Origin of the sequence: Enterobacter hormaechei subsp. xiangfangensis, assembly GCF_001729785.1 — a bacterium.
Taxonomy (GTDB): Bacteria; Pseudomonadota; Gammaproteobacteria; order Enterobacterales; family Enterobacteriaceae; genus Enterobacter; species Enterobacter hormaechei_C.
Genome location: NZ_CP017183.1, coordinates 2,155,439 through 2,177,307 on the forward strand (window position 1 = coordinate 2,155,439; position 21,869 = coordinate 2,177,307).

The window sequence follows — 21,869 nt, forward strand, 5'->3', positions numbered from 1 at the left end:
GCGGGCGGAACCTCCGCCCGCGAGTGCTGCCTTTACGGGGTCACAATGTTAAACCAGAATTCAAATTTATCCATGTAACCGAGCATGGCATCGAGTTTTGCGGCATCGCCGGTCACTTTGATATCGCCATTATCCTGCGCCTGTCTAAGCGTCACTTCTTTCAGGATGATTTTATTCAGCGTATCGCGGTTGAGGGTCACGGTCGCGTCAGCGTCTTTCGCTTCGGCGTTCGCCGTGTGGTTCAGCACGCCATTTTCCAGTTCCAGCTTGTATTTACCGCCGTCGCTGCCGAGGTCGATGTTAAACACCGATTTTGCATCTGCCGCTTTTTCACCGTTAATGTGCACCGCCAGATAGTCAAAGAACATTTCTGGCGTCATCGCGCGCACGGTGTCCGGGCTGGCGGTGTTCGGGGTCGGTCCTTTCACCACGCCGTTACGCAGCTCCTGGGCGCCGGTCAGGTAGAAGTTACGCCACGGGCCTGATTCAGCCTGATAACCCAGCTGCTCCAGCGCATCCGCTTCCAGGTTTCGCGCGGCCTGATTATTTGGATCGGCAAAGACCACATTGCTGACCACCTGAGCCACCCAGCGGTAGTTCCCCTGGTCAAAGTCGGTTTTCGCTTTGCTCAGGATGGCATCCGCGCCTCCCATATACTCCACAAATTTCTTCGCGGCTTCTTCAGGCGGCAGTTCATCCAGGGTCGCGGGGTTGCCGTCAAACCAGCCTAAATAGAGCACGTAGGTGGCTTTGACGTCATGGCTGACTGAACCGTAATAGCCTCGGTTGGCCCAGGTATTGGCCAGGGAGTTCGGCAGCTTGAAGTTGGCGGCGATCTCGTCACGCGTCAGCCCTTCATTCGCCATGCGCAGGGTCTGGTCGTTAATGTAGCGATACAGGTCGCGCTGGCTTTTCAGCAGGTTAACCACATTCTCGTTGCCCCAGGTCGGCCAGTGGTGCTGCGCCATGATAACTTCGGCCTTATCACCCCAGCGTACAATTGCCTGGTTGATGTATTTCGACCATGGCAGCGGTTCACGAATTTTCGCACCGCGCAGGGAGTAGGTGTTGTGAAGGGTATGGGTGACATCTTCCGCAGACTCGATCAGCTTTTTCTCTTCGATATACCAGAGCATCTCAGAAGGCGCTTCCGATCCCGGCGCGAGCATAAAATCATAGGTCAGGCCGTCGATCACCTCTTTCTGACCATCTTTCTCGATGATATTGGTCGGGGCGATCAGGGTCACCGTCCCGGCGGAGGTGGTGGTGCCGAGACCCGCGCCGACCTGGCCCTTCGCATCCGGCTTCAGCAGGTTGCCGTACATATAGCTGGCGCGGCGGCTCATGACGTTACCCGCCATGATATTCTCCGCGACGGCGGCCTCCATAAATCCGGCGGGCGCGTAGACTTTCACCTTGCCGGACTTCACATCTGCTTCATCCACCACGCCGCGCACGCCGCCATAGTGGTCAACGTGGCTGTGGGTGTAAATAACGGCGACCACAGGCTTGTTACCGCGATTTTTATAGTAAAGATCCATCCCGACTTTGGCCGTTTCTGCCGACACCAGCGGGTCGACCACGGTAATGCCTTCTTTACCTTCAATAATAGTCATGTTTGACAGGTCGAGGTTACGGATCTGGTAGACGCCTTCGGTCACTTCAAACAGACCGCTGATGTTGATCAGCTGGGACTGACGCCATAAGCTCGGGTTAACCGAGTCGGGCGCCTTATCGCCTTCTTTGATAAAAGCGTACTGCTGAGGATCCCAGACGGTGTTGCCTTGCTCCCCTTTGATAATTTCCTGAGGCAGCGGGGCAATAAACCCTTTGTGGGCGTTGGTAAAATCGGTGTTATCGGAGAAAGGAAGCTGGTTGAAGAGTGCGTTGTTGGCCTGTTGCGTTGCTGCGCTGGCATCCTTAGGTGCTTCTGCGGCCCAGGCGGAACTGGTAGAAATAAAACATCCCGCCAGCGCGAGACTCCTGACGATCTCATTGATTCTCATCCTAAAACCTCTCAGTAAACTGTGACGTTGTTTGTGGAGACTTCGAATCCTGGTGAAAGTGTGTCAAGAAATGCAAAAGGATTAAGCGAGGTAACAATAACTATAATCGGGGAGAGTAATTCAGCAAGTAAGCGGATGAAAAACCGGGCATTACGCCCGGTCGGTGGGTTATTTCTGCTCTTTTTTCTTGCCGAGCGTTGGCGTCTCGTCAAAGAAATTCCACGGCTTGAGCAACGTGTGCACCCATTCCGTCGGCATTATCGGCCACTCCTCGGCACGGGCGACATGGGTGGTGCCGGTGGTCATCCAGATGACGTTATCCTGGTCGTTCAGCGACTCGTTATCTTTGCTGTACTGGCCGAGGCCGGTATCGTGCGTGGAACGGTTCGGGTATTTTCCCTCCGGGTACATCTCGTCGGGATGGTAACGCGTTACCCACAGTTGTTTATCCATAAAGCTCAGGCGGTGATAAATCCACTCGTCCGGGGCAAACTTCGCGCCGGACGCTACCGGGTGTGTACCGCCCGCGTAAGGGATGATCTGATATGAGACCGGGTTGCCCATGCGGTTCTCTTTGCTGGTATTGCTCAGCAGGCGGATGGTGCCCGGGTCAAACTTCTGCGCCGCCTGCTGTTCGGTATCAATATCATACTGATTAACCTGCATGGTGCTGGTGCGCGGTCCGCCAGCGGTGTTCGGTTTGACGTCGGGATCCATGGCCACCAGCTTGTTGTTGATGCCGTCCACGTCCATATCCAGACGGAAGTTGTAGATGTGCTGGTGGGTGGTACCGACAATATTATGGTCGATCAGCGTTCCGTATCGGGTGTCATCCTTCGCGGTGGCATCATGCATGGTTTTCGTCTGCACGCCTTTCACCGCTTCAATGCCCGTGGCCCCTGCATCAATGCCGATAGTGCCGTTTTCGTGGAATACCCAGTCGAAGATGTAATCATAGTTACCCACGGTGCTGACCCAGCGCACCACCAGCTCGCGGCGTTCGGTGCTGACGTTGGGTTTTCCTAATTCCTGATGCTTATATTCCGGCCCGGCGTAACGCTCGAAAATGGCGATCGCCCGGGGGATCTCCATTGGCGCGCCGGTGTAATCCGGGATGGTTTCGTTGAGCATCACGGCGTTAGACGGAACATCCTTGCCGCGCACGAGCGGGGAGGTCAGGGTACCCATGCCGTAATCGCCGGAGTCCAGGTAGGCTTTAAAGTACCAGCCGATATCCGGGTCGCCGTACGGCACAATCATGCCGCCGAGCGACCCCTGATACATCACCTGTCGCTTTTTGCCGTTGTCGTTATAGGTCACGGTGGAGATTATCGGGCCGACGCGTGAGTCCAGGCTCAGATGAAAATCCCAGTTCTGCCAGTGCACCCTATCCCCGGTGATGGTGTAGTTCTTGCCTTCCGGCTCGATAATCTCCAGCGGTTTTTTCACCGTTTCAACGCGGTCACGGCCATCATAAGGGCGCGGCGTGAGCGGCACCGGCACGACCGGGCCTTCCTCAATCTTCTGGATTTTCTTCTGCTCGAGATCCACCACCGCAACCAGGTTTTCGATCGGGTGCGCCCAGTAGTTACCGTCGCCCACGTCGAGATAGCTGATCACTTTCAGCAGGCGGTCTTCCTGTTTCAGCCCATCCTTGCCGTCAAAAAAGCCGACGGTAAGCGGGGTGGTGATCACTTTCTTCGGGTCGGTAATGCCGCGCTTTTTCAGCACGGCGGCAAACTCCGGGCTTTCATTGATGATCTGCTGCACGGTATTGAAGTCATCCAGCAGCACCATGCCGTGCGCGTCTTTGATCGGCTCCCAGCGGAGGATCTTTTTCTCCTTCAGATCCACCCGGCTTTCGATGATGTGTTTACCATCAAGCATGATGATATTGGCCTGGCGGGGCGCATCCACCGCCGTGCCGTTAAGCACAAAGTCCCAGACTTTGGCCTTTTCTGGCTCCGCCAGCGCAATCTGGGTAAAGCGGGTATTGGGTTTAAAATCCGCTGAGGCTTTCACGATTGCTACGGCCTGGTTGATTTCATCAGCCGTCAGCGCGTTTAACGGGTGGGGGCTTTTTTCAACCTGGAATGTCTGATCAAGATCGGACTGAAAGACATCGTTGATAAAGGTCTCCGGGATAAACGCCTTATTGTTCTTCATCACCACGGGCACCTGGAGCGTCAGCGGTTTGCCGTTAACGATGGCGGTATTTGCGCCGGGTTTGACCTTCACAAAGGCACCGTCTTTGACGATGGTGAACATCTGGGCGTAATCATCCCACTGCACGTCCGCGCCAAACGCCTGAAGCGTTTTGTCCATCGGGACCATATGCGCCTCGCTGCCGTGAGCGTAAACAGGGGATTGCCAGGCGCAACAGAGCGCAACGGCCATGGCCAGTGCCGTTCTACGGGCAGAAAAAGAAGAATTGCTTCCCATCGCAGACCTCATCTTGTTGTGTTTATTGTGTTGTGTCAGCGTTATCCTGACAGGCGCGCACGAAAAGCGTTTGCCTGCATCTGCCAGGTTGTTTGTCAGTCTTGCCAGGTTAAAAAAGAGCGGGGGTGCATCACACCCCCATGGCCGATAAAGTGCGCTTCAGTAAGGCGAGCTATCGAGATGCGTGCGGACATCAAAACCTACCGTCGTGAACGAATAAACCGTACCGCGAACGCGAAGATAAATGTCTCCATTTTTAATTGCCACTGAAGCTTTATCATCATCGGTGATCATGACGGGATTGATATTCTTAATGTTAGACATGAATTCTTCCGGACTTTTTTTCGCATCAAAGAGATAAATATGATACCTGTTTTTAGACAGTGATCCCGTCTCAACCTGGGTGATGTAAAGAGTTAAACGATCGTTAACCTTGATTTTTTCCTGCAAATTTTCATACACGGTAAAAAGATCGCGGAAAGGGTATGCAATGAATATGAGAAATATAAAGATAATAATTCCAGCTCGCCAGTTAAAAACCCGAACGTCGCGCATAATCTATTCCTGCCCTTATCCATAACTGATCGACTGGGTCATCACCGTAATTATTATTGTTCTGGAATTTTGCAAATTCGGCAGGATCAATTAGGAGGCGAAGATTGTGTGTAAAGCCGGTGACTTCAATGCTTCCCTCACGGTAACGAACATCCACCGAGCCTGTAATTTTTGACCCACCATCTTCAGTTAAGAAAAGGTAAACAGGAATTGCCATAGTTTGTTAATCATCCATGTAATTTAATGCGGGAATATTCCCGGCGCAAAATAATAACCATGCTAACTACATGGTCAACTTGCTTAGTGTTTCCGGTTGTAACTTATCCAAACCAGGCAGACTGGATGGTTCGATCAATCAAAGCCATCCAGTCCCTGTTTTACCTTCCGCTTATTTTGATGCGCTCAAACACTCGAGGCAGCAAGGTTAATGCCATTGCATTGATTAAAAGTCACCCTGCTGGCGCGCCACCAGCGTCAGGATGGAGTAGAGCGCCACGGCCTGCTGGTGCTGGTTGAAGATCTCCACAGCCCATTCCACCACGCCGGTGGGTTTTTCCTCGGCAGTGCGCTGTTTCTTCAGCGTTTTACGTTTACAGGTCAGGCGCACCTGAATGGTATCACCCGGCTTGACCGGCTCGATAAAGCGCAGGTTTTCCATGCCGTAGTTGGCAATAACCGGCCCAACCCCGGCATCGACAAACAGCCCCGCCGCGGCGGAAATCAGGAAATAACCGTGTACCACGCGCTCACCAAAAATCGACTCCGCCGCGCCAATTTTGTCCATATGGGCGTAGAAATGATCCCCGCTCAGGCAGGCAAAATTCACGATATCCGCTTCCGTCAGGGTACGACGCGGGGTCAGCAGGCTGTCGCCCGGCTGTAACTCCTCGAAGTATTTACGGAACGGATGAACGCGATCTTCCTGCACCTCCGCGCCACGGACCCACTGTTTACCGATCGCGGCGAGCATGGACGGGCTGCCCTGAATGGCTGTGCGCTGAAGATAGTGCTTCACAGCGCGCAGGCCGCCCAGCTCTTCGCCGCCGCCCGCACGTCCCGGACCACCGTGCACCAGCTGCGGCAACGGTGAACCGTGGCCGGTAGATTCTTTCGAGGATTCCTGGTTGAGGATCTGAATGCGTCCGTGGGCGCGCGCGGCACCAGCAATAAACTGCCGCGCCACGCGGGTATCTGCCGTAACCAGCGTTCCCGCCAGGCTGCCGCCGCCCGCCCGCGCCAGCTGCATGGCGTGCTCGGTGTTACGGCAGGGCATCAGGGTTGCGACGGGGCCAAAGGCTTCGGTGGCGTGAACGGCCGGGGTTTCGTCCGGCTGCGGGCAGAACAGCAGGGTGGGTGGGAAGAATGCGCCAGGCGCCTGCAAATCAGCTTTACCACCCAGACGGATCTGGCAGCCCGAGGCCAGCAGATGATCGACTTTTTCCTGCACGTCAGCACGTTGCTCACTGTTGACGAGAGCCCCCATCTTCACCCCTTCCTGGGCCGGATCGCCGACGACCACGTTCACCAGCCGCGCAATCAGCGCCTGGCTGACGGCTTCAACCTGCGCTTCAGGCACGATGATGCGGCGGATGGCGGTACATTTTTGCCCGGCTTTGGCGGTCATCTCGCGCACCACTTCGCGGATAAACAGCGTAAACTCCGGCTGTTCCGGCGTCACGTCCTCACCCAGCACGCAGCAGTTAAGAGAATCTGCTTCCATGGTAAACGGAATGGAATGTGCGACGATATTCGGGTGGACGCGCAGGCTCTGCCCGGTGCTGGCCGACCCGGTAAACGTCACCACGTCCTGGCTGTCGAGGTGGTTCAGCAGATCGCCCGCGCCACCGCAGATCAGGCTGATGGCGCCGTCCGGCACCAGTCCGCTCTCCACGATCGCTTTCACCATCGCCTGAGTCACCTGCGCGGTGGCGGTGGCGGGCTTGATGATGGCGGGCATCCCGGCAAGCCAGGTGGGCGCGAGCTTTTCCAGCATCCCCCAGCACGGGAAGTTGAACGCGTTGATATGCACCGCCACGCCGGATTTCGACGTTAACACGTGACGTGCCGCAAAGCCGCCTTCCTTCGACAGTGGGATCAGCTCATCCTCCGGCCACAGGGTATCGTCCGGCAGCTCACGGCTGCCGAGGCTTGCGTAGGTGAAGAGGGTGCCGATACCGCCTTCAATATCCACCCAGCTGTCAGCCTTCGTCGCGCCGGTCTGGGCTGACAGGGCATAAAACCGATCCTTCTGGCTCAGCAGATGTTTGGCCACCGCCTTCAGCATGGCGGCGCGCTCGATAAAGCTCATTGCGCGGAGCGCTTCTCCGCCGTGTTCAATGGCGTAACGGCGCGCGGCCGCCATATCCAGCCCTTCGCTGGTGACTTGATATAGCGTTTCCCCGCTGATGGCGTGGGTGATGGTGCGCTCGCGGCCCCGGCCTGATTGCCAGATGCCGGACAAGAAGCTGGCTAACTGCTGCATTTCTTCTCTCCAGATGTTTCGTGATTTCACTATAAATAGTTTGATCTCGAATCATAAAAATCAAGCTGAGTTTTAATGAATTGTTAACGTTGTGATCTGTATTGCTTGGCCTGACCAACAGAAAGCCTTGCGCCATCGGCCTTTCATGAAAAGGCTTGCGAGCGTCGTCACAAAATAAACAAACGCTTCTTGGGGTTATATTTAACCTTTGTGTAACTTTTAAGAAACCAAATGATTCACCATTTTGCTATTTGTGGTGATTTAACGAATCACAAAGGTGGTTATGTGACGCAAGAACAACGCTTTGAGCAACGCATCGCACAGGAGACGGCCATCGAGCCGCAGGACTGGATGCCGGATGCCTACCGCAAGACGCTGATCCGCCAGATTGGACAGCACGCCCACTCTGAGATTGTCGGCATGCTGCCGGAAGGGAACTGGATCACCCGCGCACCGACGCTGCGCCGGAAAGCCATTCTGCTGGCGAAGGTGCAGGATGAAGCCGGACACGGCCTGTACCTTTACAGCGCGGCGGAAACGCTGGGCTGCGCCCGGGAGGACATCTATCAAAAGATGCTCGACGGCAAGATGAAATACTCCTCCATCTTCAACTATCCGACCCTGAGCTGGGCCGATATCGGGGTCATTGGCTGGCTGGTGGACGGGGCGGCCATTGTGAACCAGGTGGCACTGTGCCGTACGTCTTACGGCCCGTATGCCCGGGCGATGGTGAAAATCTGTAAAGAAGAGAGCTTTCACCAGCGTCAGGGTTTTGAGGCCTGCATGGCGCTGGCGCAGGGTAGCGAAGCCCAGCGGCAGATGTTGCAGGACGCCATCAACCGCTTCTGGTGGCCCGCGCTGATGATGTTCGGACCCAACGACGACAACTCCCCAAACAGCGCCCGCAGTCTGGCCTGGAAGATCAAACGCTTTGGCAACGATGAGCTTCGCCAGCGCTTCGTGGACAACACGGTGCCTCAGGTGGAGATGCTCGGCATGACCGTGCCGGATCCCGACCTGCGTTTCGATGAAGAGAGCGGCCACTACCGCTTCGGCGAAATCGACTGGCAGGAATTTGACGAGGTGATCAACGGGCGCGGGATCTGCAACCACGAACGTCTGGCCGCAAAACGTAAAGCCTGGGACGACGGCGCATGGGTGCGTGAAGCCGCTCTGGCCCACGCGGAAAAACAACGCGCCCGCCAGGCCGCATAAGAGGAATCAACCATGAGCAACGTTTACTGGCCGTTATACGAAGTTTTTGTCCGTTCGAAGCAGGGGCTGTCGCACCGGCATGTAGGCAGCCTTCACGCTGCCGACGACCGCATGGCGCTGGAAAACGCGCGCGATGCCTATACCCGCCGCAGCGAAGGCTGTTCCATCTGGGTGGTGAAGGCGAGTGAAATCGTCGCTTCCCAGCCGGAAGAGAGCGGGGAGTTTTTCGATCCGGCGGAAAGCAAGGTCTACCGCCATCCGACGTTTTACACCATCCCTGATGGTATCGAGCATATGTGAGGTTGGGGATGAACAACGTATCTGCTTATGCCCTGCGTCTGGGCGACAACGGTCTGGTGCTCTCACAGCGTCTGGGCGCCTGGTGCGGCCACGCGCCGGAGCTGGAAATTGACCTGGCGCTCGCCAATATCGGCCTTGATCTGCTCGGGCAGGCGCGCAATTTCCTGACCTACGCCGCTGAACGGGAAGGTAAGGGTGATGAAGATACCCTGGCCTATGGCCGCGATGAGCGTCAGTTCCGCAATTTGCTGCTGGTGGAACAGCCAAACGGCAGCTTCGCCGACACCATTGCCCGTCAGTATCTGATGGATGCGTGGAACGTGGCGCTCTACGAGCGGCTGATCCACAGCAGCGACAGTCAGCTTGCCGCCATCGCGGCAAAAGCCATTAAGGAGGCGCGCTATCACCTGCGCTTTAGCCGCGGCTGGCTGGTGCGGCTGGGGGACGGAACAGAAACCTCCGCACAAAAAATGCAGCAGGCGGTGGATAGCCTGTGGCGCTTTACGGCTGAACTGTTCGATGCTGACGAGGTCGAGCTGGCGCTAATTGATGACGGCGTGGCGGTTGATCCGCGCGACCTGCGGGACCCGTGGGAGCGCGAAGTGTTTGCTGGCCTGGCGGAAGCCACCCTCCGCGTGCCCGAAGAGGTGGCGTATCGCACGGGCGGTAAGAAGGGGCTACATACCGAACACCTCGGGCCGATGCTGGCAGAGATGCAGTATCTCCAGCGCGTTTACCCCGGCCAGCAGTGGTAAAGGAGGACGCCATGCAACGCCTCGTCGACATCGCGCCTGCACAAATCCCGCAGATTTGGGCGCTGTTAAGCCAGATCCCCGACCCGGAAGTGCCGGTGCTGACCATCACCGACCTGGGCATGGTGCGCAGCGTGAAGGCACAGGGGGAAGGCTGGGTTATCGGCTTCACGCCAACCTATTCGGGCTGTCCGGCAACGGAGCATCTGCTGGGGGCGATCCGCGAAACCCTGACCGGAAACGGCTTTAGCCCGGTACATATTGTGCTGCAACTGGAGCCCGCCTGGACCACCGACTGGATGACCGACGATGCCCGCAGGCGCCTGCGTGAATATGGCATCAGCCCGCCTGTTGGTCATAGCTGCCATGCCCACGTTCCCGCGGAGGTGAGCTGCCCGCGCTGTGCGAGCACCGATACCTCGCTTATCAGTGAATTTGGATCCACGGCCTGCAAAGCGCTCTACAGCTGCAATACCTGCCGTGAGCCCTTCGATTATTTCAAATGTATTTGAGGCTGCCATGACAACGTTTCATTCATTAATAGTGGCAAAAGTGGAGCCCGAAACCCGCGACGCGGTGACCATTACCTTCGCGGTGCCGCAGGCGTTACAGGAGGCGTACCGCTTCCGTCCCGGTCAGCATCTGACCCTGAAAGCCAGCCCTGGCGGGGATGAACTGCGCCGCTGCTACTCCATCTGCCGAAGCACCGCGTGCGGTGAGATCAGCGTGGCGGTCAAAGCCATCGAGGGCGGACGTTTTTCCCGCTATGCCCGGGACGAGATCAAACCGGGCATGGCGCTGGAGGTGATGGTGCCCCAGGGGCATTTTGGCTACCAGCCGCAGGCTGAACGCGAAGGCCACTATCTGGCGATTGCCGCCGGGTCCGGGATCACCCCGATGCTGGCGATTATGTCCGCTACGCTGGCCACTGAAGCCCACAGCCACTTCACCCTGATTTACGGCAACCGCAGCAGCCAGAGCATGATGTTCCGCCGGGCGCTGGCGGACCTGAAAGATAAATACCCGCAGCGTTTACAGCTGATCGCCATCTTCAGCCAGGAGACGCTCGACAGCGATCTGCTCCATGGCCGCATTGACGGGGAAAAGCTCCAGGCGCTGGCAAAAACGCTGGTGAATTTCCGTCAGTACGATGAAGCCTTCATCTGTGGCCCGTCGGCGATGATGGATGAGGCCGAAGCGGCGCTTAAAGCGCTGGGTATGCCGGAAAAAGCGATCCATCTTGAGCGCTTTAACACGCCGGGTACCGCCGTTAAACGGACAGCCAGCGTGCAGGCCGATGGCCAGAAGGTCACCGTCCGTCAGGACGGGCGCGACAGGGAGATCACCCTGACGGCGGACGACGAAAGCATTCTTGACGCGGCCCTGCGTCAGGGGGCGGATCTGCCTTACGCCTGCAAGGGCGGCGTATGCGCCACCTGCAAATGCAAAGTGCTGCGTGGGAAAGTCGATATGGCGACCAACTACAGCCTGGAGCCGGACGAGCTGGCCGCAGGCTATGTGCTGAGCTGTCAGGCGCTGCCGTTAACCGCCGACGTTATCGTCGATTTTGATGCGAAGGGGATGGCATGAGCGAACTGATTGTTACCCGTCATGGCCGCGTGTTGCAGCTAACGCTTAACCGTCCGGCGGCGCGCAACGCGCTCAACAATGCGCTGCTCCTGCAAATCGCGGAGCAGCTTGAGGCCGCCGCCGCGGATGCTGAGATCGCCGTCTGCGTGATGTACGGCAACGAACGCTGCTTTGCCGCCGGGGCCGATCTCAACGAAATGGCGGAGAAAGACCTGCCCGCCACCCTGAACGATATCCGTCCGCAGCTGTGGGCGCGGATCAACGCCTTCACCAAACCGCTGATTGCCGCCGTAAACGGCTTCGCGCTGGGGGCAGGCTGTGAGCTGGCGCTGCTCTGCGATGTCGTGATTGCTGGCGATAACGCCCGTTTTGGCCTGCCGGAAATCACCATCGGGATCATGCCGGGCGCAGGCGGCACCCAGCGGCTGATCCGCAGCGTAGGCAAATCGCTGGCCAGCAAAATGGTGCTGACGGGCGAAAGCATCACGGCGGTGCAGGCGCACAGCGCCGGGCTGGTCAGCGACGTCTATCCGGCCTCGCTGACGCTGGAGTACGCCCTGAAGCAGGCAGCGCTGATGGCGCGCCATTCGCCGCTGGCGCTACAGGCGGCGAAGCAGGCGCTTCGCCAGTCGCAGGAAGTCCCGCTTCAGGCCGGGCTGGCGCAGGAGCGTCAGCTGTTTGCGCTGCTCGCGGCCACCGACGATCGCCGGGAAGGGATCAACGCCTTTTTACAAAAACGCACCCCAGACTTTAAAGGACGCTAATTGTGGAATCTATTCTGAGCCATGTTGAGCAGGGCGTAATGACCATTACGCTGAACCGCCCGGAGCGCCTGAACAGCTTTAACGACGTCATGCACCAGCAGCTTTCCGAATGCCTGAAGCAGGCCGAGCGCGATGACGCCATCCGCTGCCTGCTGATCACCGGGGCAGGACGCGGTTTCTGCGCCGGGCAGGATCTCAACGACCGTAACGTCGACCCGAACGGCCCGGCGCCCGATCTGGGCATGTCCGTTGAGACTTTTTACAACCCGCTGGTGCGCCGCCTGGCAAAACTGCCGAAGCCGGTGATTTGCGCGGTTAACGGCGTGGCGGCGGGCGCGGGGGCGACGCTGGCCCTCGGCTGCGACATGGTGATTGCGGCGCGCTCCGCCAGTTTTGTGATGGCCTTCAGCAAGCTCGGCCTCGTCCCGGACTGCGGCGGCACCTGGCTGCTGCCGCGCGTGGCCGGACGCGCCCGCGCCATGGGGCTGGCATTGCTGGGCGATAAGCTCAGCGCTGAGCAGGCACAGGCCTGGGGAATGATCTGGCAGGTGGTGGACGACGAGCAGCTCTCCGCCACCGTACAGCAGATGGCGCTGCATTTTGCCTCGCAGCCGACCTTTGGCCTGGGCTTGATCAAGCAGGCGATCAACGCCGCCGAAACCAACACCCTCGACGCCCAGCTTGATCTGGAGCGCGACTATCAACGCCTGGCCGGACGCAGCGACGACTACCGGGAAGGCGTCAGCGCGTTCCTGGCAAAACGCGCGCCGAACTTTACGGGGAAATAATATGGTGAATATCCATACGGTCGCCGTCATTGGCAGCGGCACCATGGGCGCCGGGATTGCCGAAGTGGCAGCCAGCCACGGTCATCCGGTTCTGGTGTACGACATTGACGCAGCGGCGATTTCCCGCGCCGTCGACGGCATTCGCCAGCGGCTGTCCTCACGCGTTGCGCGTGGAAAACTCTCTGCCGACGCCGGGGAGCAGATCCTCGCCCGCCTGACGCCGGTGACGAATATCAGTGCTCTGGCGAAAGCCGATCTGGTGATTGAGGCGGCCTCCGAGCGGCTTGAAGTGAAAAAGGCGCTGTTTACCCAGCTGGCAGAGGTTTGCCCGCCGCAGACGCTGCTCGCCAGCAATACCTCGTCCATTTCCGTTACCGCGATTGCGGCGGAGATAAACCACCCTGAACGCGTCGCCGGGCTGCACTTCTTCAATCCTGCCCCGGTGATGAAGCTGGTGGAGGTGGTCAGCGGGCTGGCGACCTCACCAGAAGTGGCCGATGCGCTGTGCGAGCTGGCGCTGAGCTGGGGAAAGCAGCCGGTACGCTGCCAGTCCACGCCGGGGTTTATCGTCAACCGCGTGGCGCGCCCGTTCTACTCGGAAGCCTGGCGCGCGCTGGAAGAGCAGGTGGCAACGCCCGAGGTGATTGACGCCGCCCTGCGAGACGGCGGAGGCTTCCCGATGGGGCCGCTTGAGCTGACGGACATGATTGGTCAGGACGTCAACTTTGCCGTGACCTGCTCCGTGTTTAATGCCTTCTGGCAGGAGCGTCGTTTTCTGCCGTCGCTGGTGCAGCAGGAGCTGGTGCTGGCGGGGCGTCTGGGTAAGAAAAGCGGGCAGGGCGTTTACCGCTGGCTGGAGGAGAAACCCACCGTCAGCTGGCTCGCCCCGGTCAGCGACAGCTTCAACCCCATGCGCGTACAGCGAAGAAGTGACGGTGTCACGGAAATTGACGATCTGTTGCTGATCGAAACGCAGGGTGAGACCGCGCAGTCGCTGGCGCTGCGCCACGGCTGCCCGGTGGTGGTGGTCGACCGCATCGAGCGGGATGTGGCCGTGATAGCCGCCGCACCCGGCAACCCGCACGCCGCCACGCAGAAAGCCATTTACTGGTTGCAGCACCAGCAGAAACGGGTGGTCCAGATTGCCGATTACCCCGGCCTGCTGGTCTGGCGCACGGTAGCGATGATTGCCAACGAAGCGCTGGACGCCCTGCAAAAAGGGGTCGCCAGCGAGCAAGACATCGATACCGCCATGCGCTTAGGGGTCAACTATCCCTGCGGGCCCATCGCCTGGGGCGAGCGCCTTGGCTGGCAGCGTCTGTTAACGCTGCTGGAGAACCTGCAACGTCACTACGGCGAGGAACGCTATCGCCCCTGTTCACTGCTGCGCCAGCGTGCGCTTCTGGAGAGTAGCTATGAGTCATAACGCCTGGCATAACGCCCGCGCGATGTACGAACGGGACGCCTGCGCGCAGGCGATGGGGATGGACATTCTCGACATGGGCGAGGGCTACGCGGTGGTGACCATGACCATCACCCCGCAGATGCTCAACGGGCATAAAACCTGCCACGGCGGACAGCTGTTCTCGCTGGCCGATACCGCCTTTGCCTACGCCTGCAACAGTCAGGGGCTGGCGGCGGTGGCCTCAGGCTGCGCCATCGATTTTCTGCGTCCGGGCTTTGCCGGCGATAAGCTGACCGCTACCGCGCGGGTGAAGCATCAGGGCAAACTGACCGGCGTATACGACATTGAAATTCAGAACCAACACCAGAAAACCGTCGCTCTTTTTCGCGGGAAATCGCACCGCACCGGCGGCAGTGTGACAGGAGAAGCCTGATGCGTGACGCATTTATTTGTGAGGGTGTGCGTACCCCGGTCGGTCGCTACGGTGGAGGATTATCCAGCGTGCGTGCCGATGACTTAGGGGCCGTGCCGCTGCGTGCGCTGCTGGCGCTTTACCCGCAGCTCGATCTGGAGCGCATAGATGATGTGATCTTCGGCTGCGCAAATCAGGCCGGAGAGGATAACCGCAACGTAGCGCGCATGTCATCGCTGCTGGCCGGGCTGCCGCAGACCGTTTCCGGTACCACCATTAACCGCCTGTGCGGCTCCGGTCTGGATGCCCTTGGCTTCGCGGCGCGCGCCATCAGGGCCGGGGATGGCGATCTGCTGATCGCCGGTGGCGTCGAATCCATGTCCCGTGCGCCGTTCGTGATGGGCAAAGCCACCGCGGCGTTTCAGCGTCAGGCGGAGATCTTCGACACCACCATCGGCTGGCGATTTGTGAATCCGCTCATGCATCAGCAATACGGAACTGACAGCATGCCGGAAACGGCAGAGAATGTAGCGGAATTGTTAAATATAAGCCGTGCCGATCAGGATGCATTTGCCCTGCGCAGCCAGCAGCGCACCGCGCGGGCGCAGCAGAATGGCGTTCTGGCGCAGGAGATTATCCCGGTACAGATGGCGGGGAAAAAAGGTGCCGTAACGGAAGTGTGCGTGGACGAGCATCCGCGCGCCGAAACCACCCTTGAACAGCTTGCCGCGCTGAAAGCTCCGTTCCGCAAGAACGGTGTGGTGACGGCGGGGAACGCCTCCGGCGTGAACGACGGGGCGGCGGCGCTGATTATCGCCAGCGAGCCGATGGCGCTTGCACAGGGGTTAACCCCGCGCACCCGCATTGTGGCCATGGCGACCGCGGGCGTCGAGCCGCGTCTGATGGGATTAGGCCCGGTTCCCGCCACCCGTAAGGTGCTGGAACGTGCCGGACTCAGTATCACCGATATGGACGTCATTGAGCTTAACGAAGCCTTCGCCGCACAGGCGCTGGGCGTGCTGCGTCAGCTGGGTTTGCCGGATGACGCGGAGCATGTGAACCCGAATGGCGGGGCGATCGCGTTAGGTCATCCGCTGGGAATGAGCGGTGCCAGACTGGCGCTGGCCGCGAGCAATGAATTGCACCGACGCGGCGGGCGCTACGCGCTGTGTACGATGTGCATCGGTGTGGGTCAGGGCATTGCCATGATCCTTGAGCGTGTTTGAGCGAACAATAATGTGAGTACCCTGCGATGATAAATACAACAAAGCTTGATCCGATCGAAACCGCGTCCATTGATGAATTGCAGGCGTTTCAGACCGCGCGCCTGAAGTGGACGCTGAACCACGCCTACAACAACGTTCCGATGTACAAACGCAAGTTTGACGCCGCGGGCGTTCACCCTGACGATTTTAACGAGCTGGCGGACCTGCAAAAATTCCCGTGCACCACCAAGCAGGATCTGCGCGACAACTACCCGTTCGATACCTTTGCGGTGCCGATGGAGCAGGTGGTGCGCATCCACGCCTCGTCGGGCACCACCGGAAAGCCGACCGTGGTGGGATATACCCAGAATGATATCGACAACTGGGCCAATATAGTTGCCCGTTCCCTGCGCGCCGCCGGGGGCAGCGCGAAGGATAAAATTCACGTGGCCTACGGCTACGGGCTATTCACCGGCGGGCTGGGGGCGCACTACGGTGCCGAGCGTCTGGGTGCGACGGTGATCCCGATGTCCGGCGGCCAGACGGAGAAGCAGGCGCAGCTGATCCGCGATTTTCAGCCGGATATGATCATGGTGACGCCCTCATACTGCCTGAATTTAATTGAAGAGCTGGAGCGTCAGATGGGCGGTGACGCCAGCGCCTGTTCCCTGCGCGTCGGCGTGTTTGGCGCCGAGCCGTGGACGCAGGCGATGCGCTGCGAAATTGAAAAACGGCTGGGCATTACCGCGCTGGATATCTATGGTCTCTCCGAGGTGATGGGGCCGGGCGTGGCGATGGAGTGTCTTGAAACCGCTGACGGCCCGACCATCTGGGAAGATCACTTCTACCCGGAGATCGTCAACCCGAATGACGGCACGCCGCTGGCCGACGGCGAGCAGGGCGAACTGCTGTTCACCACCCTGACCAAAGAGGCACTGCCGGTGATCCGCTACCGCACCCGCGACCTCACGCGCCTGCTGCCGGGCACTGCACGCACCATGCGCCGGATGGATCGCATCAGCGGGCGCAGCGACGACATGCTCATCATTCGCGGCGTGAACGTCTTCCCGTCACAGCTGGAAGAGGAGATCGTTAAGTTCGAACATCTTTCGCCACACTATCAGCTGGAGGTGAACCGCCGCGGGCATCTTGATTCACTTTCGGTGAAGGTCGAGCTGAAACAGAGCAGCTTAACGCTGACCCATGAGCAGCGCTGTCAGGTCTGCCATCAGCTGCGTCATCGGATTAAATCGATGGTGGGGATCTCGACCGACGTGATGATCGTTAACTGTGGCAGCATACCGCGCTCCGAGGGTAAAGCTTGCCGGGTGTTTGATTTGCGTAAAGTGGCAGCTAACGGTTGAATTCTCCTCACCCCAGCCCTCTCCCAAAGGGAGAGGGTGTATTAAGTTCCCTCTCCCTTTGGGAGAGGGTTAGGGTGAGGGTACACCCCAGATTCGTATGCTATGATTCATCCAGGAAAAAAATAACAAAAGAATGAATCACATGAATAAACTTGAAGCCTTTATCCAGCATGCAGTCAGCTCTGTTCCCGTCAGCGGAACGTCGCTTATCTCCTCACTGTATGGCGACGCGCTTTCGCACCGCGGCGGAGAGATCTGGCTCGGCAGCCTGGCGGCCCTGCTGGAAGGGATGGGATTTGGCGAGCGTTTTGTGCGCACCGCGCTGTTTCGCCTCAACAAAGAGGGCTGGCTGGACGTGTCCCGCATTGGCCGCCGCAGCTTTTACCGTCTCAGCGACAAGGGGCTGCGTTTGACCCGCCGCGCGGAAAATAAAATCTACCGTGCGGAACTGCCGGCGTGGGATGGTAAATGGCTGCTGCTGCTCTCCGAGGGGCTGGATAAAACCACCCTCGCGGACGTGAAAAAACAGCTCATCTGGCAAGGGTTCGGCACGCTGGCGCCGAGCCTGATGGCCTCGCCGTCGCAGAACCTGGCGGACGTGCAGTCTCTGCTGCATGACGCGGGCGTGGCGGAAAACGTCATTTTCTTTGAGGCCCATTCACCGCTGGCCTTATCACGTGCGGCGTTACGAGCCCGCGTGGAAGAGTGCTGGCAGTTGAGCGAACAAAACGCGATGTACGAAACGTTTATCAACTCGTTCCGTCCGCTGTTGCCGCTGCTGAAAGAAACGCCGCCTGAGGATTTGACCCCGGAACGCTGCTTCCAGATCCAGCTGTTACTCATTCATTTTTATCGTCGCGTGGTGCTGAAAGATCCGCTGTTGCCGGAGGAGTTACTTCCTGCGCACTGGGCGGGACAGAGCGCGCGACAGCTGTGCATTAATATCTACCAGCGCGTGGCGGCGGGAGCCCTGGCGTTTGTCAGTGAGAAGGGGGAAACCTCTGTGGGCGAGCTGCCCGCTCCCGGCACGCTTTATCACCAGCGTTTTGGTGGTCTGAATATCACATAAGGAGAGGGTATGCCTGTTTATCAAATTGATGGTCTGACGCCGGTCGTGCCTGAAGAGAGCTATGTTCACCCGACCGCGGTGCTGATTGGCGACGTGATCCTCGGCAAAGGCGTTTACGTGGGGCCCAACGCCAGCCTGCGCGGCGATTTTGGCCGGATCGTGGTGAAAGACGGCGCGAACATCCAGGATAACTGCGTGATGCACGGTTTTCCGGAGCAGGACACGGTGGTGGAAGAGGACGGGCATATCGGCCACAGCGCGATCCTGCACGGCTGCATTATCCGCCGTAATGCGCTGGTGGGGATGAATGCGGTCGTGATGGACGGGGCGACGATCGGCGAAAACAGCATCGTTGGGGCGGCGGCGTTTGTGAAGGCCAAAGCGGAAATGCCTGCGAATCACTTAATTCTTGGCAGTCCGGCGAAAGCGATTCGTGAGCTAAGTGCGCAGGAAATAGAGTGGAAAAAGCAGGGCACGCGGGAGTATCAGGTGCTGGTGGACCGTTGTAAGCAGACGCTGCACCAGGTGGAGCCGCTGCGTGAAGAAGAGCCAGGACGCAAACGGCTGGTCTTCGATGAGAATTTACGGCCTAAGTCGGCTGGCCGGGATAAATAAGGCTGTTCGCTCCCGCACGTTGATCAAGGCGTGAAAATGAGCTCAATACGCATCCGGCAGGGGCCGGTCAATCGACACCAGCTTTCCGCGCTTCATGGTGATATATCCCCCGGCTTTAAGATCTGCCAGCACGCGAAAGACATGCGTTCGTGACAGGTTAGTGCGCTTGATGATAAACAGCGCCAGGCCCTCATTCTCTCCCGTGTGGGTCTCCTGCCGATAGAGATAGCGGTACAGCATTGGTTTGATGGTCTGGTAGCTGGTGACCTGCCTGCGTTCATTGTGCAGGTCGATGGTAAATATGGACATGTAGGTCAGTATGGTGGCCAGCGCCTGCATGCGCTCAGGCCCGCCCTGGAAAAATATCTGGTCGAAGTCGACCCAGGATATTCTCACCAGCTTCACCTTCGCACTGCTGCGATATTCATACTTCGCCAGTGGACAATACCTTTCCATTAACCCTATCGGCATATACTCGATAGTATTGCCAATATTAAGGCCATCATCAGGCATTAATATCGTCAGCGATCCTTCAGTGCAAAAATAGATATAGCCAGGCTCGACGGTGAGTTTTTTATTTGCGGCAACGGTTAAGGCCTCGCCTTTACAAAGCATGTGCGGAAAAAATTGCCCAATATTGAGTTGCTGATAATAGGTATGGATATCCTGAAAATTCACGCTAAGCCTCTCCCCGCAACGTTTGCCGTGGTAGCGAGTATAGCAGCAATAGGCCCCGAATTACGAACCCATAAATAACCAGTCCCATATGGGACTATGATGGAAAGGTATTCTGTTTAGAATGGTCGTCAATGAGTTCGCATTAAAATTATCCGCCAACAGTAAATATCCAGGCGGCGCAATTAATCTATGAGGCCATTCAATGAAATTAACCCTAATTGCTAAACATCTGGCGCTTGCCGGTGTGTTGACGTCGCTGTCGCTTTCCGCGTTTGCGGAAGTACAGCCGCAGGATGCCACTGCCACGACCCGGCAGGTAAATAACGCCCTGTATAACAAATTACCGTTTGCCGATAAAACCGACTTTGAGAACGCCCATAAAGGCTTTATCGCCCCGCTGCCGCAAAACATGATTAAAGGCGAGCAGGGGAACGTTATCTGGAACCCGGCGAAATATGATTTCGTGAAAGAGGGTGAGAAAGCCCCGGATACGGTAAACCCGAGCCTGTGGCGTCAGTCACAGTTGATCAACATTGGCGGGCTGTTTAAGGTCACCGACGGCGTGTATCAGATCCGTAATCTCGATCTCTCCAACATGACCATCATTGAGGGCGAGAAGGGCATTACCGTTATCGACCCGCTGTTAAGCGCTGAACCGGCGAAAGAAGCGCTGGATCTCTACTATGCAAACCGCGGCAAGAAACCGGTCGTCGCTGTGGTGATCACCCACAGCCACGTTGACCACTATGGCGGCCTGCGCGGCGTGGTTGACGAAGCTGACGTCAAGTCTGGCAAAGTGAAAATCTACGCGCCGGATGGCTTTATGAAAGAGGCGGTTTCCGAAAACATTATGGCCGGAAACGCGATGAGCCGCCGTGCGAGCTATATGTACGGCAACCTGCTGAAGCCGAATGCAAAAGGCCAGGTGGGTGCAGGCCTTGGCACCACCACCTCTGCGGGTACTGTCACCCTCATCCCGCCGACCGACTACATTACCCATACCGGTCAGGAAGAAGTGATCGACGGTTTGACCTACGACTTTATGATGGCGCCGGGTTCAGAAGCTCCGTCGGAGATGCTGTGGTATGTCAAAGAGAAGAAAATGATCGAGGCCGCAGAGGACGTGACCCATACTCTGCACAACACCTACTCCCTGCGCGGCGCGAAAATCCGCGACCCGCTGGCCTGGTCTAAGTACATTAACGCCGCCATTGAGCGCTGGGGCGCGGACGCGGAAGTGATTATTGCGCAGCACCACTGGCCGACCTGGGGTAACGAGAATATCGTCAAGCTGATGAAAGGTCAGCGCGATATGTACCGCTACATCAACGACCAGACCCTTCGTATGGCAAACAAGGGGCTGACCCGCGACGAGATCGCCGCCGAGTTTAAACTGCCGGAATCGCTGGAAAAACAGTGGGCAAGCCGCGGTTACTACGGCTCCGTTAGCCACGACGTCAAAGCCACCTACGTGTTTTATCTCGGCTGGTTCGACGGCAACCCGGCAACCCTCGACGAGCTGCCGCCTGAACTGGCTGCGAAGAAGTTCGTGCAGTACATGGGCGGCGCTGATGCCATCATGCAGAAAGCCAAAGCGGATTATCAGCAGGGTAATTACCGTTGGGTTGCTCAGGTGGTAAGCAAAGTGGTCTTTGCCGATCCTAACAACCAGGCTGCCCGTAATCTGGAAGCCGACGCGCTGGAGCAGTTAGGTTACCAGGCGGAAGCGGGCACCTGGCGTAACTTCTACCTGACCGGCGCGCAGGAACTGCGTAATGGCGTGAAGAAGCTACCGACGCCGAACACCGCCAGCCCGGATACCGTGCGGGCGATGACCCCGGAAATGTTCTTCGACTACCTGGGTGTGCACATCAACGGGGTGCGGGCCGGTAACGCGAAGGCGGTCTTCAATGTCGATCTCGGTAAGGATGGCGGCAAATACAAGCTGGAGCTGGAAAACGGCGTGCTGAACCATACCGCCAACGCGCAGGCGAAGGATGCTGACGCAACCATCACGCTGGACCGTACCACGCTGAACAACATCATCCTTAAGAAAGAGACGCTGAAGCAGGCGATGGATAAGGGTGACGTGAAGGTGAGCGGAAACGGGGCGAAGCTGGAAGAGATGCTGAGCTACATGGACACATTTGACTTCTGGTTCAATATTGTGACGCCATAAGTTTAGCGTTCATCCTGGTTAATCCTGGCGCCTTGTTGCGATAAGGCG

Annotated in this window: 19 protein-coding genes and 1 pseudogene; 14 read left to right on the forward strand and 6 right to left on the reverse strand. The window is 58.1% G+C overall.

Annotated features, from left to right (window positions below):
• Positions 1–32: 32 nt before the first annotated feature.
• The 5 genes and pseudogenes from BFV63_RS10410 to paaZ all read right to left on the reverse strand — a co-directional run bounded on the left by BFV63_RS10410 (position 33) and on the right by paaZ (position 7,485).
• Positions 33–2,006 (reverse strand): alkyl/aryl-sulfatase, encoded by a 1,974-nt coding sequence (locus BFV63_RS10410; protein WP_048240868.1) that lies wholly within the window; start codon positions 2,004–2,006, stop codon positions 33–35.
• Between the two features lie 168 nt (positions 2,007–2,174).
• A complete protein-coding gene (tynA, locus tag BFV63_RS10415) occupies positions 2,175–4,448 on the reverse strand; it encodes a primary-amine oxidase (RefSeq protein ID WP_057058719.1) in 2,274 nt (757 codons plus the stop codon).
• A 159-nt stretch (positions 4,449–4,607) separates the two neighbouring features.
• On the reverse strand, positions 4,608–5,003 hold the full coding sequence (locus tag BFV63_RS10420) for a hypothetical protein (protein ID WP_022651150.1): 396 nt from the start codon (positions 5,001–5,003) through the stop codon (positions 4,608–4,610).
• Positions 5,004–5,088: 85 nt separating this feature from the next.
• Positions 5,089–5,220, reverse strand: a pseudogene (locus BFV63_RS23280) (type VI secretion system tube protein Hcp); the annotation flags it as partial.
• 225 nt (positions 5,221–5,445) lie between these two features.
• Positions 5,446–7,485, reverse strand: coding sequence for a phenylacetic acid degradation bifunctional protein PaaZ (paaZ, locus tag BFV63_RS10425; RefSeq protein ID WP_003857356.1), 2,040 nt, complete (start codon positions 7,483–7,485; stop codon positions 5,446–5,448).
• A gap of 285 nt (positions 7,486–7,770) precedes the next feature.
• On the opposite strand from paaZ, the gene paaA reads away from it, so the two are divergent.
• The 13 genes from paaA to paaY all read left to right on the forward strand — a co-directional run bounded on the left by paaA (position 7,771) and on the right by paaY (position 18,964).
• Positions 7,771–8,700, forward strand: coding sequence for a 1,2-phenylacetyl-CoA epoxidase subunit PaaA (paaA, locus tag BFV63_RS10430; protein WP_003857355.1), 930 nt, complete (start codon positions 7,771–7,773; stop codon positions 8,698–8,700).
• Positions 8,701–8,712: 12 nt separating this feature from the next.
• Positions 8,713–9,000, forward strand: coding sequence for a 1,2-phenylacetyl-CoA epoxidase subunit PaaB (gene paaB / locus BFV63_RS10435; protein WP_003857353.1), 288 nt, complete (start codon positions 8,713–8,715; stop codon positions 8,998–9,000).
• A gap of 8 nt (positions 9,001–9,008) precedes the next feature.
• The gene (gene paaC, locus BFV63_RS10440; RefSeq protein WP_023314089.1) at positions 9,009–9,755 is read left to right on the forward strand and encodes a 1,2-phenylacetyl-CoA epoxidase subunit PaaC; all 747 of its coding nucleotides are present in this window, start codon (positions 9,009–9,011) and stop codon (positions 9,753–9,755) included.
• Positions 9,756–9,766: 11 nt separating this feature from the next.
• Positions 9,767–10,264 carry a 1,2-phenylacetyl-CoA epoxidase subunit PaaD gene (paaD, locus tag BFV63_RS10445; protein ID WP_048240864.1) on the forward strand — a complete coding sequence of 166 codons (498 nt, stop codon included), beginning with the start codon at positions 9,767–9,769 and terminating at the stop codon, positions 10,262–10,264.
• Between the two features lie 7 nt (positions 10,265–10,271).
• Entirely contained in the window at positions 10,272–11,342 is a 1,071-nt protein-coding gene (paaE, locus tag BFV63_RS10450; RefSeq protein ID WP_045333011.1) for a 1,2-phenylacetyl-CoA epoxidase subunit PaaE, read from the forward strand.
• Entirely contained in the window at positions 11,339–12,106 is a 768-nt protein-coding gene (paaF, locus tag BFV63_RS10455) for a 2,3-dehydroadipyl-CoA hydratase PaaF (protein WP_045342861.1), read from the forward strand. Before paaE ends, paaF begins: the two co-directional genes overlap by 4 nt.
• Positions 12,106–12,894: a 2-(1,2-epoxy-1,2-dihydrophenyl)acetyl-CoA isomerase PaaG gene (gene paaG / locus BFV63_RS10460; protein ID WP_086598478.1), complete on the forward strand. Its 789-nt coding sequence runs from the start codon at positions 12,106–12,108 to the stop codon at positions 12,892–12,894. Before paaF ends, paaG begins: the two co-directional genes overlap by 1 nt.
• Before the next feature lies 1 nt (position 12,895).
• The gene (gene paaH / locus BFV63_RS10465; RefSeq protein ID WP_045342863.1) at positions 12,896–14,320 is read left to right on the forward strand and encodes a 3-hydroxyacyl-CoA dehydrogenase PaaH; all 1,425 of its coding nucleotides are present in this window, start codon (positions 12,896–12,898) and stop codon (positions 14,318–14,320) included.
• Complete coding sequence (gene paaI / locus BFV63_RS10470; RefSeq protein WP_045342864.1) at positions 14,310–14,732, forward strand: hydroxyphenylacetyl-CoA thioesterase PaaI; 423 nt, start codon at positions 14,310–14,312, stop codon at positions 14,730–14,732. Before paaH ends, paaI begins: the two co-directional genes overlap by 11 nt.
• Positions 14,732–15,937, forward strand: a complete 1,206-nt coding sequence (gene pcaF, locus BFV63_RS10475) for a 3-oxoadipyl-CoA thiolase (protein WP_069597526.1) — start codon at positions 14,732–14,734, stop codon at positions 15,935–15,937. The genes paaI and pcaF overlap by 1 nt, the downstream gene beginning before the upstream one ends.
• A gap of 26 nt (positions 15,938–15,963) precedes the next feature.
• Positions 15,964–17,280, forward strand: coding sequence for a phenylacetate--CoA ligase PaaK (gene paaK, locus BFV63_RS10480; protein WP_069597527.1), 1,317 nt, complete (start codon positions 15,964–15,966; stop codon positions 17,278–17,280).
• A 133-nt stretch (positions 17,281–17,413) separates the two neighbouring features.
• Positions 17,414–18,349, forward strand: a complete 936-nt coding sequence (paaX, locus tag BFV63_RS10485; protein WP_069597528.1) for a phenylacetic acid degradation operon negative regulatory protein PaaX — start codon at positions 17,414–17,416, stop codon at positions 18,347–18,349.
• 9 nt (positions 18,350–18,358) lie between these two features.
• Entirely contained in the window at positions 18,359–18,964 is a 606-nt protein-coding gene (paaY, locus tag BFV63_RS10490) for a phenylacetic acid degradation protein PaaY (RefSeq protein WP_006810541.1), read from the forward strand.
• A 42-nt stretch (positions 18,965–19,006) separates the two neighbouring features.
• On the opposite strand, the gene BFV63_RS10495 is transcribed toward paaY, so the two are convergent.
• Positions 19,007–19,642 (reverse strand): helix-turn-helix domain-containing protein, encoded by a 636-nt coding sequence (locus tag BFV63_RS10495; protein ID WP_003857323.1) that lies wholly within the window; start codon positions 19,640–19,642, stop codon positions 19,007–19,009.
• 202 nt (positions 19,643–19,844) lie between these two features.
• On the opposite strand from BFV63_RS10495, the gene BFV63_RS10500 reads away from it, so the two are divergent.
• Positions 19,845–21,821 (forward strand): alkyl/aryl-sulfatase, encoded by a 1,977-nt coding sequence (locus tag BFV63_RS10500; protein WP_032609131.1) that lies wholly within the window; start codon positions 19,845–19,847, stop codon positions 21,819–21,821.
• Positions 21,822–21,869 lie beyond the last annotated feature (48 nt).

What these genes read in the sequence shown, in the direction of transcription:
- paaC (WP_023314089.1), top strand. Translation starts at nt 9,009, where the DNA reads ATGAACAACGTATCTGCTTATGCCCTGCGTCTGGGCGACAACGGTCTG.
- paaD (WP_048240864.1), top strand. Translation starts at nt 9,767, where the DNA reads ATGCAACGCCTCGTCGACATCGCGCCTGCACAAATCCCGCAGATTTGG.
- BFV63_RS10420 (WP_022651150.1), bottom strand. Translation starts at nt 5,003, where the DNA reads ATGCGCGACGTTCGGGTTTTTAACTGGCGAGCTGGAATTATTATCTTT.
- paaX (WP_069597528.1), top strand. Translation starts at nt 17,414, where the DNA reads ATGAATCACATGAATAAACTTGAAGCCTTTATCCAGCATGCAGTCAGC.
- paaE (WP_045333011.1), top strand. Translation starts at nt 10,272, where the DNA reads ATGACAACGTTTCATTCATTAATAGTGGCAAAAGTGGAGCCCGAAACC.
- pcaF (WP_069597526.1), top strand. Translation starts at nt 14,732, where the DNA reads ATGCGTGACGCATTTATTTGTGAGGGTGTGCGTACCCCGGTCGGTCGC.
- paaI (WP_045342864.1), top strand. Translation starts at nt 14,310, where the DNA reads ATGAGTCATAACGCCTGGCATAACGCCCGCGCGATGTACGAACGGGAC.
- paaF (WP_045342861.1), top strand. Translation starts at nt 11,339, where the DNA reads ATGAGCGAACTGATTGTTACCCGTCATGGCCGCGTGTTGCAGCTAACG.
- paaK (WP_069597527.1), top strand. Translation starts at nt 15,964, where the DNA reads ATGATAAATACAACAAAGCTTGATCCGATCGAAACCGCGTCCATTGAT.
- paaB (WP_003857353.1), top strand. Translation starts at nt 8,713, where the DNA reads ATGAGCAACGTTTACTGGCCGTTATACGAAGTTTTTGTCCGTTCGAAG.
- paaY (WP_006810541.1), top strand. Translation starts at nt 18,359, where the DNA reads ATGCCTGTTTATCAAATTGATGGTCTGACGCCGGTCGTGCCTGAAGAG.
- paaH (WP_045342863.1), top strand. Translation starts at nt 12,896, where the DNA reads ATGGTGAATATCCATACGGTCGCCGTCATTGGCAGCGGCACCATGGGC.
- BFV63_RS10500 (WP_032609131.1), top strand. Translation starts at nt 19,845, where the DNA reads ATGAAATTAACCCTAATTGCTAAACATCTGGCGCTTGCCGGTGTGTTG.
- BFV63_RS10410 (WP_048240868.1), bottom strand. Translation starts at nt 2,006, where the DNA reads ATGAGAATCAATGAGATCGTCAGGAGTCTCGCGCTGGCGGGATGTTTT.
- tynA (WP_057058719.1), bottom strand. Translation starts at nt 4,448, where the DNA reads ATGGGAAGCAATTCTTCTTTTTCTGCCCGTAGAACGGCACTGGCCATG.
- paaZ (WP_003857356.1), bottom strand. Translation starts at nt 7,485, where the DNA reads ATGCAGCAGTTAGCCAGCTTCTTGTCCGGCATCTGGCAATCAGGCCGG.